Raw genomic sequence first — 15,517 nt, 5'->3', positions numbered from 1 at the left:
TTATTTGTTATTTTCGGAAGTATCTTAAGCAATCATCAGCAACAAATATATAAAAAATTTATTGCCATAATAATTAAACTAATTTCAATAAATAGTTCTTTGCAATACGTTCTATTTCTTTTAATAAGGCAATAAAATCATCTGCTGTTGATAAAGGATTCATTATAGAGCAACGTAGATAACGTTTATCATTGATCATAGTTTGCACTATATAAAACTTACCAGATTCTATCAATTCTTTTCTTATGTGAGAGTTCAATCTGTTACTCTCATCGTTGGCTATTGAAGAATTTGGCAAAAATCTAAAATTGACAATATTACTTTCTGGGTAAGTTGCCAAATCAAATTTTTGATGTTCTTGGATTAGCGCAGCTAAGATTTTCGCAGAGGCATATAAATGATCTACATTCTTTTCGAAAATATCGGTGCCATAGGTTTTTAAAATTATATATGCTCTGGCAGAAAGTAAAGATTTGGTACATTCAAACGTTCGTTTAGCAGAATTATACCATTCTTCAGTTTCGGGTGCATCCCAAAGGTATTGTGCCTTTTGGGCAAAGGTCTTATAACTTTCACTTCCGTTCTTAAATAGTAATCCTGTATTTAAGGCAGGTGTCATTAACATTTTATGGTAATCAATTACAACAGTATCACCTTTCTCGATACCTTTTACCAAGTGTTTGTGCTTTTTAGAAAATACAACCCCACCACCATGAGCAGCATCAATATGAAACCATAAGTTATTCGCTCTACAAAAATCGCCTATAGCATCTAAGTCATCATACGAACCAGTAGCGGTAGAACCGCCACAACCAATTACACAGAAAACATTTAATCCTTTTTCTTTCGCTTCCTTTAGATAGCTAGGTAGTAGATCAGTTCTTAGTTTAAAATCTTTGTCAACTGGTACTTTTATAATACCTTCATCACCCAAACCCATAATTCTTGCGGAGCGATCTATACAATAATGTACCTCTTCAGAAACTAATAGAGCTAATTTTTCATTATGACCTTCTTCCCAAACATCACTTGGTGCTTTTGCTTTTCTAGCTGCCAATAAAGCTGTTAAGTTTGCTAAAGAACCACCAGAAGTAATAAATCCAGAAGCATCTTTGGTATAACCAATATGCTTCGCTGTAAAATCAATTACTGTTCTTTCCATAGCGTTAGAAGCTGGCCCCATTTCGTAAACACCGGTACCATTGTTCAAAAAGTCAGCTATTAAACCTGCAAACGCATTTATTGGTGCTGGACTTGCCGTTTGGTGACCCATAAATCTTGGATGTTGCAACTGAGTAGAGTTTTTTACAATCTCTTTAAAAGTATCAAACGGATCAGCTTTAGTTTCTAAATTATCTTTCCAAAAAGTTAATTGCTCTTCTGGATCTTTGTGCGGATACACTGCCTCATCCATATTGGTTTGAACATGTTCAAGTTGATCTGCTAGTAGATCAATCATTTTATGTCCTAAAGACCTAAAATCTTCCGAATTATAAATTTTTTGAAATTCTTTACTGCGGTTAGTTGTTGCTTTCATAGATTCTACGATAGAAAACAAAGTTAGCTACTCTAATTAAGACTATGAAATTAAAAAAATAGGAAAAACACGGTACAAAAACAGGATTTATCCTCTTGATTTACAATAAAATAAAGCAGAACTTAGTGGCAACTAAACTTTCTATTATTAATTTAACACTATAATAAAATGGCTGAATTAAAATTCACTTTATGGAATGCCGAGTGGTTCAATGAATTATTTACAGGTGACCCGCCTGTATTTAAGGCTGATAACGAAAAAGGATATATGACCAAACATCTTATCGGTGATAGAATAAGAGATCTAAAGGGTGTTGTTAACGATATAAATTCTGATGTCTGGGTAATTGTAGAAGGGCCTAACCAAGATGCAGAATTGCAATTATTTTTTGATCAGGCAGATCTAAACGGAGATTGGCAATGCGTGGTGCAACCCGCAGGTGCGCAAAGTGTAGGCTTGGCCGTAAGAACAGATACTGGTTTATTTACCGACCCTCCATTTACCTGGTTTAATGTAGAAAACGACCCCGAAGCAGATGCATTAAAAAAAGCAACCAATGAGTTTAGAATGGACACCGACAATGATGGTTTAGATGAAGTTCATAAATTTGAGAGAAGACCATTATATGCAGCCATCAACTTAGCAGATGGTAAACAATTTAGAATACTCGGGGTGCATTTAAAAAGTAAAGGTGTATTCGGTGCTTTAGAATGGTCTAAATGGTGGTCTAAGGCTGATGGCAATAGAAAAAAGATAGTAGCGCAATGTCATCAGTTAAGAGCAGAGTTTTTGAATGATTATATAACAAACGATGCTACCAAAGATATACCTCTTATTGTATGTGGTGATATTAATGACGGACCTGGCTTCGATACTAGCGAAATGAAAATTCAATCTAGTGGTATAGAGCGTTTAATGGGTTCTATATGGCAACCACATTTATCTTTAGGCAATGCTATGTTCGATACTTTAAGTGATAAGCATAAGAACGAACTCAACTTTTCTTCGCTCTATACAGCCAGCTTTGCAGACCCCATTTTTAATTTTACCTACAGAAGATCTTGGATAGACCATATACTCTATAGCAAAGGCGTACATAATTGGGTAAGTGAGGCAGAAGTACATACCATAATGAGTAGTGGCGAACCTATTTATAAAGATTTCCCGAAGGCATCTGACCACATGCCTGTATCTTGCAAAATAACAACAGATAATTTATAAAACATTGATTTACAGAATAATTAATTAAAAATCAGTATCTTTAGAGACCATCTTAATAAGTACTAACTAAACTATCAAACAATGAAAAATTATGTTTTAAGTCTAATGGCTATCGCCATTTTAACACTAGTTGCTTGTCAAAAACCTGCAGAAGTAGAAACAACTGAAAAAGTTGAACTGCCCGATTATGCTACGTTCGACAAAAAAGTAGCAACATTAAATTCTTACATTAAAGCACATTCTAACGAAGACTTAGATGCCCTCACAAATTTATTGTCAGACACCTTAAGTTGGAGCCCAGCTGCTTACAATGGTAATAAATGGCTCGGTAAAACAGAGCTTTTAGCGACACTTAAAGGTTATCATGAAAATTTTGATAATATTAAATACACATCTGGTATCGTCTTAAAAGATTCTACTGTTAGTGGTGTGTATGCAGGTTCTGTGTTTCCAAAAAATACTGCTTCGTCTACCCCAGACGCTATTAGAATGTATGGCACTTGGACGGCTACCCATACCGAAACTGGTAAAAATATCGGTGTAAAATGGTATGGCATAGGCTGGGTAAATAAAGACGGGAAAATTGTTATGTTTACCGATTATTTCGATGTAAACGGATTAGCAGCTCAGTTAAAAGAAGAAAAAGAGTAAACCAATACCTTGAGAAAGAGAAGAGGTCAATTAAACTTGACCTCTTTTTTTGTGTCTTTCTATTAAGAAACAGGAAAAACACCTTACAAAAACAGGAAAAAGCCTCTTGATTCTTAACTTTTTTAGTTGTATGAGCAATTTTGAAAATGATTGATTATTAATTAGTTTTAAACTGGCAAAGCCAAAAATCAATCAAAAAACGAAGTTAAATAGGCACTTTATTTAGAGTCGCATCCTTCTCAATAGCCTCTTTACAAAATGCTTTATTCGGAATTAAATGCTAGAGAAGGATGTTTTTTAAAAGTAAGTACAATCAAAAAACGAATAGTAAAAAATACTTATTTTAGAGTAAGTAGGTGCCCTTCTCTTCTAGCCGTTATGGGAGAGTCAATTTAATAGGAGTTAAATGCTTGAGAAGGGTGCTTTTATAATAAATATATAGTTAATATTAACTATATACATACGTTACCCAATATTTAAAAACCAATCCACCAATGAACATTAAAAATCTATTATTTACTCTATTTGCTTTGTCATCGCTAATTGTTTTTTCCCAAGGTGAAATCAATTATGGAATTAAGGCTGGAACTAATTTCACTGGATTCCACACTGGAAAAAGTGCAGGAACTACTCAAATCGGAATAAATGTTGGCGGAATGGTTGAATATGAATTGAGTGATTCATTTTCTCTTCAAGCTGAACTACTCTACAATTCAAGAGGCGGAAAAGTGCTGGGAGATGGAACTAGTCTAACTGATTTGGGATTTGATGCCAAACTTGGTTACATTGATATTCCAATTCAAGGGAAGTTCTACTTTATAGAAAAGATGAGTTTTGATTTCGGAACTCAGTTTGGTTTTTTGATTCATAGTAAAGCGGAATCGGAACCTACTGGTAGCTCAGATTTAAATGGTGCTGAAAGTTTTGATTTATCTTTAAACGGTGGTTTTAGTTATAAATTCGAAAACAATTTGATCATCCAGACGAGATATAATTTTGGTTTAATCAAAATTTTTGAAAATGAGAGATATAAAAACTCAATGATAAGCTTATCATTAGGATATTATTTTAATTAAAAAACGTTGGGTAACAAGGTGTATAGTTCATTGCTTCGGATTTTCTCTTCGGAAAATCACTCGCAAAAGAACTATCGGAAGTTTTATTTACTAATTTAGTCGCTAAACCAAACGCAACAAACCATACACAAACCGTTGGCAATAATTTAAAATTAAATATGAAAAGACTATTACTTTTAATTATACCTTCATTATTCATTTTCCTATCATGTGACAAGGATGAATCTGAAGAAATTATTATCGAAGAGGAAATTATACTTCCTGAATTATTTACTAATCAAGCTTCAAATTTAACGGTTTATTCAGTTATTCTAAGTGGAAAAGTATTAAATATAGGTGATTCTCAACTCACAGAACAAGGATTGGTAATAGCGTATGTATCTAATCCTACAGTTGAGAATAATATTAATAAGCTAGATCTAAAATTAAATGAGCGCAATGAATTTTCGATTGAATTAATTGAACTTGAACAAGGCACAACCTACTACGTTAGAGCGTATGGTATAAATAATGAGGGCACAGGTTATGGTAACGAGATACAATTCACAGCTTTAAATGAAAAAGTGTTTGACGGAGATGTTACTTTAACAACGCAAGAAGAAGTAAGCACATTTGGTGCTAATAATTATCAAACAATCAAAGGTAATTTAACAATTCAAGGCACAGTAACTAATTTAGAACCACTTAAAGAGCTGGTTTTTGTTGACTATAGATTAAATATAGAAGGCACATCCTTATTAAAGAATTTAAATGGACTACAAAATCTGAAATTTATTGGAAGACATTTAGTTATAAATAACAATACATTATTGGAAAATTTCGTCGGCATAACTAATTTAGGAGAACTTCCTCTATTGGAGGTAACGCGTAATCCTAAAATCAAAAATATGGAAGGTTTCGATTCTCTATATAAAGTAGGAACTTTAGGAATAGGCTCCAACGACAATCTCGAGAATTTAATAGGGCTAGAAAGTTTGTTATTAGTATATAATAACTTTTCGGTGGATTTAAATCCCAAAATTTTAAATTTAAAAGGGCTGAACAATCTTCAAATTATAAGGGGATCTACATACATTGGCGAAAACCTTTCTTTGAACAGTCTGAATGGGCTGGAGAAAATGATAGACTTAGATTTTTTATGGTTAAATTATAACGAATCTTTACTTGATATTGATGCCTTAAAGACTTTAAACACTCTCAATTCTTTAAAAATTGACGGGTGTAATGCTTTAACACAACTACCTATTTTCGAAAATTTAACTACAATCAGTTCCGTGGAAATAAGATATGGAGGTGGTTTGATCAATCTAAGCGGATTTAAGAACCTAATATCTATCAGTGATTTACGTTTTTTTCAATCAAATATATTAAGTCTAGAAGGTTTAGAGAATTTAGAAAGTATTAGTAATGATTTCGAAATTATTTCCTGCAATAACATAATAGATTTTAAAGGTCTTGAAAATTTAAAGTCAGTCGGAAATGATAACTATTATTCAGGTTTAGCAATCAACGAGAATCAAAATCTCTTAAATTTTGATGGCTTACAAGGGTTAACAGAAATAAAAGGGTCATTCAATGTTGCTTCGAACAATTCTCTTTCAAATTTTGATGGTCTTGAAAATTTAATAACAATTAAGGAAACTATGCATTTACATAGAAATGAATCGCTTAATAATATCGACGCTATAGCTAGCATCTCTTTATTAAACGGATTTGTTTTAGAGGGAAATAATAATCTATTACAATTACCAACATTTAATAATTTGACCAATTTGGAATATATTCATATTGCATATGGTGGAGGACTATCTAATTTACAAGGTTTCAATAATTTAAAATTTGTAGAATCAATATCTTTTGAAGAATCAAATATAAACAGTTTAGAAGGCTTAGATAGTTTAGAAGAAATTAAAAAAATATTGAAAATTCAAAGATGTAATAACTTGATTGACTTAAAAGGAATAAACAATTTATTGTCAATTGGTAATGGCTATTCTGATCAAGGAATAAGTATAAATTTTAATGAAAATATTAGAAATTTAAATGGCTTTGATAATTTATCTCAAATCAAAGGAGATTTGGAAATTAGAGGAAATAAATCTTTAAATAGTATCAATGGTATAGAAAATATAACAGTAATTGAAAAAGATATTGAAGTATATGGAAATATAGCTCTATCAGATTTTTGTTCATTATCTACATTTTTTACAAATAACTCTTTTAATGGAAATTACGGAGTTGAAAACAATTTAAAAAACCCATCTATTCAGGATATAAAAGATGGAAACTGTAATTAACTATTGCCAACAATGGCTATAATCTATTGTTACTTCTTTCTAAACAAAAAACATTACTTTTAAATGCATGATTCCTACAGCGGACAATTCTTGCGGAATTACCCACAACGGAATCATAGCCGAACCGTTAGCTGCAATTTAAAAATGACTGTATTAATAATAAATACTATATGAAAAGAATCATAATTAGTTTGACAATTTTAATATGTCATCTGACAATTTACGCTCAGAATAATTCAGACACCTCTGAAACGGAAATGAAGAAGATAATAAATACTCTTTCCAATTATTATAATAATCAAAATTTTGAAAATCTTCCAGAGGTTCTTTCTGACTCATTAAAAGTATTTGAATTCCCTGATAAACTTCGGAGTTCTAATCTTGAACAAGTGATTTCTCAATGGAAAAAGACATTTAAAAAATACCCACAAAACAAAGCAGAAATATTTGATGTTTATATAGTTGGGGATAAAGCAATATTGAAAGAAAGGATTTTAGGAAGAGGCGAACCATTTGAGACAGTTCTGATTTACGAATTTATTAATGACAAAATAATAAAGGTTTGGTTTATTTCTGATTCACCAACTACTGCAAGAGCAAATAAAGAATAATCCAATTAAAAACAGCAGGAAACACTGTGTATAATTAATTGCTTTTTCTACCATACTAAAACACTTACTTTTTAAATTTTTATAAAAATAATTTGCGTAACCGAAAAGTTACATATATATTTGTAACCAAACGGTTACTTATTTATGAAAAGAGATGTTTTTAAAGCTATTGCAGACCCTATACGTAGAGATATTATAGCATTGGTAGCAGAAGAATCGTTAACCATTAATGACATTGCTAAAAAGTTTGAAGTAAGCAGACCTGCTATTTCTAAGCACTTAAGAATTCTAAACGAGTGTGGCATTATAAATTTTAACAAGCAAGGCAGAGAACGCTATTGCCAAATTCTGCCACAGAACCTCCTACCCGCTTTTATATGGATAGAACAATACAAAAACCTTTGGGAGAACCGTATAGACAATTTCGAAACTTATTTAACCACCTTAAAGAATAAAACAGATGAGTAAAACAGAAAATAGAGTTGTAACCATAGAAAGAACATTTAACGCACCCATAGATCTCGTTTGGCAAGCTTGGACACAACCAGAGCATATTGCTAATTGGTGGGGCCCAAAAGGCATGCAAACCCGCGTGCTAATACATAACTTTACCGTAGGTGGTAAATGGAAATTCGCTATGGCAATGCCAGATGGCAAAGATTTTATTTCAGAAGGTACTTATTTAGAAATTATAGCACCCAAATTATTAAGAACCTCAGCAGACTTTAAGCCTATGACAGAAGGTGTAGAATTAGAAGTACACCTAAAGGAAGTGGATGGTAAAACAAAATTCATGTTCAATGTAATACACGCCACCGAAGCTTATAAAATACAACAAGAAAAAATGGGTATTTATAATGGCTGGGGCTCAACATTCGATAGATTACAAGCATTTGTAGAAAAGTAATAACTTCATTAACAATGGTAATAATCCTTTGCTTGGCACGAAGTTAACTTTTTAATTTTGTGTAAATTTACATGTCTTGATTCTTACTTTGAAAATCTTAACCAAGACCATTATTGTACGGCATTAAGGAAAATTTAAAAAAATAATGATTAAAGGATTATATGAAACTCATTTATATGTTGAGAATTTAGAAAGTTCGATTGAATTTTATACTAAAGTTCTTGGGTTAAAACAATGTCGCTTTGGAGCAGAGCGTAGAACTGCCTTTTTTTGGATTGGTAAAGACAAACAAGCAATGCTCGGGTTATGGGAAAAACCTAAAGAAGAAATTGACCTACGACATTTTGCTTTTGAATGTGAGCCAGAATGGATATTAAATGAATCGGTTGGTTTTTTAAAATCTCACAATCTAAACTTTTGGAATTTTCTACAAGATGATAAAGAACAACCTATGGTGTTTTGTTGGATGCCCGCTATCTCTATTTATTTTAGCGATCCAGACGGGCACTATCTTGAATTCATTGGAATCTTACCTGGAGAAACGCAACCAAACGAAGAAAAACGAGTTGTAACGTATGATGAATGGCTTAAAATAAAAGGTGAATAAAATAACACAAAACTATGTTAGCTAAATATTTATGGGTACTTGGTTCTCTTATTTTACTAATACTAGGTAGTATACACTTGTACTACACGTTTTTTTCTAACGTATTTTCATCTAGAAACAAGAATCTTATTACAGAAATGAAAAACTCGTATCCTATTCTTACCAAAGAGACTACCATATGGCGTGCATGGGTAGGTTTTAATGCTAGCCATAGTAGTGGAGCTATGTTTATTGGAATCTTAAATATTTATATAGCTATAAAACATTTTTCAACTTTTCAATCTGAACACTTTTTCTTTATTTTCAACATTTTAACTGTTTTGTTTTATGTATGGTTAGCAAAGAAATATTGGTTTAAAATACCTTTTATAGGCATATTAATTTCATTCGGGTGCTATGTCGCAGCATATTTATTTATCATTTTTAGTTAAATATTAACTATTGATAATCTTAAAAAATTAGCCGAACTTCGGCAGCGCTAATTAACTTTATTAAGTTTTAATGGAGATCGTAATTATATGTATTGTTGCCTTTTTAGCTGCGATACTTACTTTCTTTTCTGGTTTTGGTTTAGGTACCTTGCTTACACCAATTTTTATGTTGTTCTTTCCAGTAGAATTGGCAATAGCCTTAACGGGAGTGGTGCATTTTTTTAATAATTTGTACAAGATTATACTGGTTGGTAAAAATGCAGATAAAAGTGTACTCTGGCGTTTTGGTATACCTGCCGTAATCTTTGCTTTTATAGGTGCCTGGGTCTTATTACATATACCAGATATTAAACCTTTATTTAGTTATGAAGCTTTTGGCAAAAGTTTTACTGTGTATCCTGTAAAATTTTTGATCTCTATACTGCTCATACTATTTGCTTTAATGGATCTTCTACCCTATTTCGATAAATGGAAATTCGATAAAAGCAAACTACCTCTTGGCGGTGCGTTAAGTGGTTTTTTTGGCGGATTATCAGGTAATCAAGGTGCATTGCGCAGTGCCTTTTTAATAAAAGCTGGGCTTTCTAAAGAAGCATTTATAGGTACAGCGGTTGTCGTTTCTACTTTTGTAGATTTTACCAGATTAGGTGTCTATGCTTCGCGCTTTGCATCTTCGGGTTTAACTACTCATATCACTTTAGTATTGTGTGCTACTATTTCTGCTATTGCAGGAGCCTATTTAGGCAATAAATTATTAAAGAAAATTACTTTAAAGTTTATACAAAAAACAGTTGCTATATTATTAATAGCACTTTCTATTGCCTTAGGAGCTGGATTTATTTAGTAAAAATTGAAGCAGAGTAGTGAAATACTTCAGACTCTTCGTTACACTCAGAATGACATTAGCCTTTAATCCAGCTTTTTACAGATTCATCTGTTGGTAAGGTTTTAGGTGCAATGATCTTTTCTACCAAGCCATTTTCGTTGATTAGGTATTTCTGAAAGTTCCATTTTACCTTAGAATCTTTATAACCGTTTTGAGCTTTTCTAGTTAAGTATTGATATACCGGGTGTTGATCACCACCCTTTACAGATATCTTAGCCATCATAGGGAAGCTTACACCGTAGTTCTTTTGGCAGAATTCTGCAATCTCGGTATTAGAACCTGGTTCTTGCCATAAAAAGTTATTTGCCGGAAAACCAACAATTACAAAGTTATCATCTTTATATTCTTCATATAAAGCTTGTAGTTGTTCGTATTGTGGTGTTAGTCCGCATTTAGACGCCGTGTTAACCACCATTATTTTTTTGCCCTTTAAGGATGAGAAATCAAATTCAGAACCATCTAAAGCTTCCACTTTAAAATCGTGCAAACTTTTAGCTTGCTGTACATTTTCAGCTAAAGCTTCATCGCTATTATTAGATTTTTTATTAAAACAAGATAAAAGTGAAAACATAACGAGTGTGATTAAGACGGTTCTCATAAGATTATTTTTCTATTACAACAGAATTTACGTCAGTTTGAGTGCTAAATCTTTGATTTAGTGTATCGAAAACTAGTAAATTCTTTATTAAAAATTACTTCTCGATACAATTCCGATATATCGAAATTACTCGAAGTGACAACTATTTTTTATAAAACTTTTTATTCTTTACATAAGCTAAGATAGTAAATACCACGCCTATGCCCAACCATACCCATATCTGATACGGTATTGGTGCAGATTCTCCTGCCGCATAACTATGCAAACCAGATAATAAATGATTTACACCTAAATACCCCATTAATATGCCAGCAAAGGCAAAAAATGCCAGAACATTAAAGGTAAATCTACCTCGCAAACCAGGTATAAGTCGAGTATGCAAAATAAATGCATATAAAATGATATTAATTAATGCCCATGTTTCCTTAGGATCCCATCCCCAATAACGACCCCAACTTTCGTTAGCCCACATACCCCCTAAAAAGTTACCAATGGTAAGCATTACCAAGCCAACTGTTATCGACATTTCACTAATTATGGTCAATTCTTTTATCTGCAAATTAATCTTCTTTTTATTTCTACTATTTGTTAAGCCAAATAAGATCAAGGCGATTAAACCAAGTATCATACTCAACGTAAGTGGTCCATAACTCGCAACAATTATCGAAACATGTATCATTACCCAATACGAATCTAATACAGGTACTAAATTGCCAATTGCGGGGTCCATCCAATTCATATGTGCCCACATTAAGATCATAGACACTACAAAAGTTGTGGCTGCTATTGTTAAATTCGATTTTCTGCCAAATGCCAAACCAAAGAGCATTGTAGCCCAAGCCACATAGATCATAGACTCATAACCATTACTCCAAGGTACATGACCAGAAATATACCAACGGATGCCTAAACCTATCAAGTGATATATAAAAAGCAAGAAAATAATAACCTTAAAAATCTTGATAAGTAAACGAATGGCTTTATTATCTCTAAAAACCTGTACAACTAAAAACACTAACATTAATACACCAGCTAACATATATTGCCAAAACAGATTTCTAAAAATATCGTACTTGTTATAGAAAATTTCTAAGTCTACTTTTCTTTGTGAAGGCATTACCTCACTACCAAATTTCTGTTGATATTTATGGATACTCTCTAAATACTCGTTAGCTTTTACATAATCTTTAGAAGATTTTGCATCGTGCAAAGCACCTGCGTATAATGGTAAAATATTGGCTACATACAACGAGTCTGTACCTTTATAACCAGCCGTCTTATGCTCTACATAAGCATGCCACTTGTTATTTTTATCACCCTGAAGGGGAAAGAATCGGAATATTTCGCCAAATACAACGCCATAAAGTAAGCCTGCACGTTCATGTACACTTACAATACTTTGATCATATTTAGATTTGATACGTTTTTTATAAGCTTTCTCAATATCGTCTCCCAACTTATACTCGCCTCTTTCTGTCAATAAATCAGTTAAGCTTAAATACTTTTTATCTAGAGGAACACCAAGCATTTCACGAGCTTTGGTGTTATTCTTAGTCATATAAATAATTGGTGCAGACAACCACATTCTCGGATTTGTAGCCATAGATACAGCAATCTGATTAGCATCTAAACCTTTGTAATTATCTTTCTTACTTACTTTACGCAGTAATTCAGATGCAAAAGTGTGTACCGGCTTCATACGGCCTCCTTCGTCTTGTATGACTAGTTGACTAAAACGTTCTGCATGTTCTTGCGGAACTACATCAGCGTTTAAAATAGAATCTATCTGAGCCTCTGTATTATGATTATGTTGTGCAAATGCTGTTAAAGAAAACAAAACGAGCAATACCGTTAATGCATTTTTCTTTGCTTTTACCTTATCTAACATGCTATTTAGATCTGTAAAGCGTGTACCTTTTAAAAATAAGACAAAAGTCATTGCAAAGAATAGTAAGACATAGCCGATATAGGTAATGGTAGTACCAACAGCATCATGGTTTACAGATAAATGAGTAACCTCTACAGCACCAGTATCATCATAACTCGATTGAAAAAATTTAAACCCTTTATGATTCAAGATATTATTCATAAAAATTCTAAAATCAAAGGTTTCGTCTTTATCGATCACTGTTACTTCACTGGCAAATGATTTTGGACTATTAGAACCAGGATAACGTTCTAGTTGAAAATCGCGTAATTTTACTGCAAACGGCAGTGTTAATTGTTTAGCTCCGTAGCTTAGTCTAAAATTCAATCCATTCAACGAAAATGTTTCTGGCGGATTGATATTATATTTAAATCCGAATAAGTTAACTCGTTTCTTTTCACCATCAACAACAACTTCAACTTCTAAAAGATCTTCAGGATGCTCATCTTTATCACCCGAAGTAATAACCATTTTACCCTTTGCTGGTGGTTCTGGTACCACAAATTGCATATTCCCAAGACTATATAATGAGCGTAAATTAAAAGCTTGTAACGAGTCTTTTTTAACAGCACCTTGTTGCTGGGTAGCCATCACCATAAAATTGCCATCTTGTGGTGCATTTATAAAAAGGCTGTCTTTTTTAGTAAGGATGTTTACTGCACCGTCTGTTTCATTATCGAAAGCCACTAAGACATTATGTACATTGGCAATCTCACCCTTTTTAATATAGTGATCATGGCGCGAGCCTCCACCCGACTCTACAAAATGTAAGAATTCATCAGTCCCATTTTCATCTGCTTTAAATTCTTCAAATGCATTCGATATATAATTATTATAATTAACTGCTACGTCTTTGCCTTTAAACTCAGTTTCTATAGAAAAATCATTACCACCTCTTACAAAATCTAAAAATTTAGAGGCTAATGCTGTAAAACCTATGTTGTTTTTTATTTCAGGTGCAAATAGATATTCTCGTTCTATTTCTTTTTGCACTTCGTTATTATCAATTATAACATTAAAATATGTCTTTTCAGATAACATTTTATCAGTAGCTTCACCTTCGCTAATGGGCATCATCGCTTCGTAACTTATATAGCGCGTAATACCAGCACCTATCAATATTAAAATAAATGCTAAGTGAAAAATTAATACACCTAATTTTTCTTTTCTATACAAACGATATCTAAAGATATTACCTGTAAAGTTGATTACAAAAAATACCATGATCAATTCAAACCACCAGGCATTATAAACCAATGCTTTAGAAGCTTGTGTGCCGTAATCGTTTTCGATAAATGTTGCAATACCCATAGAGGCTGCAAACACTAAAAATAAAATACCTGTAAGTCTAGTAGAGAATAAGAGATCTTTGAGTTTTCCCATCAATGAAAATGCCTTGAAATAATTCTGCGCGAAGTTACTTAAAAAAGTGCTGATTTTATTGTAATTAACACTTTTTTAAATACCTAAAACTTATGTAAATTCGCTCTATGGTTCAAGTTGTTTTATTGGGTGCCGGTAATGTGGCTTCACATTTAGCAAACGCTTTTTTAAAAGCGAAAGATATCGACCTTGTTCAGGTATATAGTAGAACAAAATATTCTCTAAAAAATATTGATAATCAAATAAATAAAATAACTAATTTAAATGAATTAGTTAATGCTGATGTCTATATAATTGCTATAGCAGATGATGCAATTGCTAAGTTCTCTACTAAGCTAGATTTAAAAGATCAATTGGTTGTTCACACTTCTGGTAGTGTTGCCATGAGCGATTTAAGTGATGCGAATAGAAAGGGCATTTTTTATCCATTACAAACATTTACCAAAGAAGCAGATATAGACTTTAGTACTATTCCTATTTGTTTAGAAGCCGAAGAAAATGAAGATTTATTGTTATTAGAAAAGTTAGCTTCGGCTATTTCAAATAATATTTATTTTATTGTCTCAGAACAACGTAAGAGTTTACATGTAGCTGCTGTATATGTAAATAATTTTGTAAATCATTTATATCATATTGGTCATAAAATTTGTGAAAAAAATAATGTGCCTTTTGAGGTATTAACTCCATTAATCCAAGAAACTGCAAAAAAAATAAAAGATGTATCCCCTTTTAATGCGCAAACTGGCCCTGCAAAGCGTAAAGATAATAAAACAATAAGCAGTCATTTAGCAATGCTATCAAACGATCATCAAGAAATATATAAATTACTAACCCAATCAATTAAAGACACCTATGGAAAAAAGTTATAAAGAGATTATGCCGCAAATAACCACCTTTATTTTTGATGTAGATGGCGTCTTAACGGATGGAACCGTTACTATTTTTCCTGATGGGCAGTTAATCCGTAAAATGCATACCAAAGATGGTTTTGCATTAAAAACAGCTGTTGACAAAGGTTATAATATTTGCATTATATCTGGAGGTACTAACGAAGGTGTGCGATCACGATTACGCGGATTGGGTGTAACCGATATCTATTTAGGTGCACATAATAAGACAGAACAATTAGATGAGTACTTAGATATTCATAGTATTAAGCCAGAAAACGTACTCTATATGGGTGATGATATACCCGATTATCCAGTTATGAAACTAGTTGGTCTAGCTGCATGTCCAAAAGATGCTGTGCCAGAAATTCAGGATATTTCTTTATACGTATCACAGAAAAAAGGCGGCAATGGTTGTGTTCGCGATGTGATTGAACAAGTATTAAAAGTACAAGATAAATGGAACGATAGCTTTGATGCTAAATACGATTAACCATA

Annotated in this window: 15 protein-coding genes; 12 read left to right on the top strand and 3 right to left on the bottom strand. The window is 32.5% G+C overall.

The window, feature by feature from the left end; genetic code table 11:
- Positions 1–73 precede the first annotated feature (73 nt).
- A complete protein-coding gene (locus tag AC3IF2_RS04645; RefSeq protein WP_489165880.1) occupies positions 74–1,537 on the bottom strand; it encodes a pyridoxal phosphate-dependent decarboxylase family protein in 1,464 nt (487 codons plus the stop codon).
- Positions 1,538–1,705: 168 nt separating this feature from the next.
- Between AC3IF2_RS04645 and AC3IF2_RS04640 the strand changes: the two genes are divergently transcribed.
- From AC3IF2_RS04640 to AC3IF2_RS04595, 10 genes are all read left to right on the top strand, one after another.
- Positions 1,706–2,758: an endonuclease/exonuclease/phosphatase family protein gene (locus tag AC3IF2_RS04640; RefSeq protein WP_489165879.1), complete on the top strand. Its 1,053-nt coding sequence runs from the start codon at positions 1,706–1,708 to the stop codon at positions 2,756–2,758.
- 81 nt (positions 2,759–2,839) lie between these two features.
- The gene (locus AC3IF2_RS04635) at positions 2,840–3,409 is read left to right on the top strand and encodes a nuclear transport factor 2 family protein (protein WP_489165878.1); all 570 of its coding nucleotides are present in this window, start codon (positions 2,840–2,842) and stop codon (positions 3,407–3,409) included.
- Positions 3,410–3,903: 494 nt separating this feature from the next.
- Positions 3,904–4,485, top strand: coding sequence for a porin family protein (locus AC3IF2_RS04630; protein WP_489165877.1), 582 nt, complete (start codon positions 3,904–3,906; stop codon positions 4,483–4,485).
- A gap of 158 nt (positions 4,486–4,643) precedes the next feature.
- The gene (locus tag AC3IF2_RS04625; protein WP_489165876.1) at positions 4,644–6,782 is read left to right on the top strand and encodes a hypothetical protein; all 2,139 of its coding nucleotides are present in this window, start codon (positions 4,644–4,646) and stop codon (positions 6,780–6,782) included.
- Between the two features lie 170 nt (positions 6,783–6,952).
- On the top strand, positions 6,953–7,393 hold the full coding sequence (locus AC3IF2_RS04620) for a hypothetical protein (protein ID WP_489165875.1): 441 nt from the start codon (positions 6,953–6,955) through the stop codon (positions 7,391–7,393).
- Between the two features lie 144 nt (positions 7,394–7,537).
- Positions 7,538–7,861: an ArsR/SmtB family transcription factor gene (locus tag AC3IF2_RS04615; RefSeq protein ID WP_489165874.1), complete on the top strand. Its 324-nt coding sequence runs from the start codon at positions 7,538–7,540 to the stop codon at positions 7,859–7,861.
- A complete protein-coding gene (locus AC3IF2_RS04610; protein ID WP_489165873.1) occupies positions 7,854–8,300 on the top strand; it encodes an SRPBCC family protein in 447 nt (148 codons plus the stop codon). Before AC3IF2_RS04615 ends, AC3IF2_RS04610 begins: the two co-directional genes overlap by 8 nt.
- Before the next feature lie 145 nt (positions 8,301–8,445).
- Positions 8,446–8,907 carry a VOC family protein gene (locus AC3IF2_RS04605; protein ID WP_489165872.1) on the top strand — a complete coding sequence of 154 codons (462 nt, stop codon included), beginning with the start codon at positions 8,446–8,448 and terminating at the stop codon, positions 8,905–8,907.
- Positions 8,908–8,921: 14 nt separating this feature from the next.
- A complete protein-coding gene (locus AC3IF2_RS04600) occupies positions 8,922–9,338 on the top strand; it encodes an LIC_13387 family protein (protein WP_489165871.1) in 417 nt (138 codons plus the stop codon).
- Positions 9,339–9,408: 70 nt separating this feature from the next.
- Positions 9,409–10,182, top strand: coding sequence for a sulfite exporter TauE/SafE family protein (locus tag AC3IF2_RS04595; protein ID WP_489165870.1), 774 nt, complete (start codon positions 9,409–9,411; stop codon positions 10,180–10,182).
- Between the two features lie 58 nt (positions 10,183–10,240).
- On the opposite strand, the gene AC3IF2_RS04590 is transcribed toward AC3IF2_RS04595, so the two are convergent.
- The gene (locus AC3IF2_RS04590) at positions 10,241–10,822 is read right to left on the bottom strand and encodes a glutathione peroxidase (protein WP_489165869.1); all 582 of its coding nucleotides are present in this window, start codon (positions 10,820–10,822) and stop codon (positions 10,241–10,243) included.
- 142 nt (positions 10,823–10,964) lie between these two features.
- Entirely contained in the window at positions 10,965–14,132 is a 3,168-nt protein-coding gene (locus AC3IF2_RS04585; protein WP_489165868.1) for a cytochrome c biogenesis protein, read from the bottom strand.
- Positions 14,133–14,239: 107 nt separating this feature from the next.
- Here AC3IF2_RS04585 and AC3IF2_RS04580 point away from each other — a divergent pair, with 107 nt between their 5' ends.
- Both AC3IF2_RS04580 and AC3IF2_RS04575 read left to right on the top strand, forming a co-directional pair.
- Positions 14,240–15,001 (top strand): Rossmann-like and DUF2520 domain-containing protein, encoded by a 762-nt coding sequence (locus AC3IF2_RS04580; protein ID WP_489165867.1) that lies wholly within the window; start codon positions 14,240–14,242, stop codon positions 14,999–15,001.
- Positions 14,985–15,512 carry a KdsC family phosphatase gene (locus AC3IF2_RS04575; RefSeq protein WP_489165866.1) on the top strand — a complete coding sequence of 176 codons (528 nt, stop codon included), beginning with the start codon at positions 14,985–14,987 and terminating at the stop codon, positions 15,510–15,512. Before AC3IF2_RS04580 ends, AC3IF2_RS04575 begins: the two co-directional genes overlap by 17 nt.
- Positions 15,513–15,517: the final 5 nt, after the last annotated feature.

It is taken from the genome of Maritimimonas rapanae, assembly GCF_057837205.1.
Note: the sequence above shows the minus strand (reverse complement) of the source record. Positions and strands in the feature narration are given on the sequence as shown.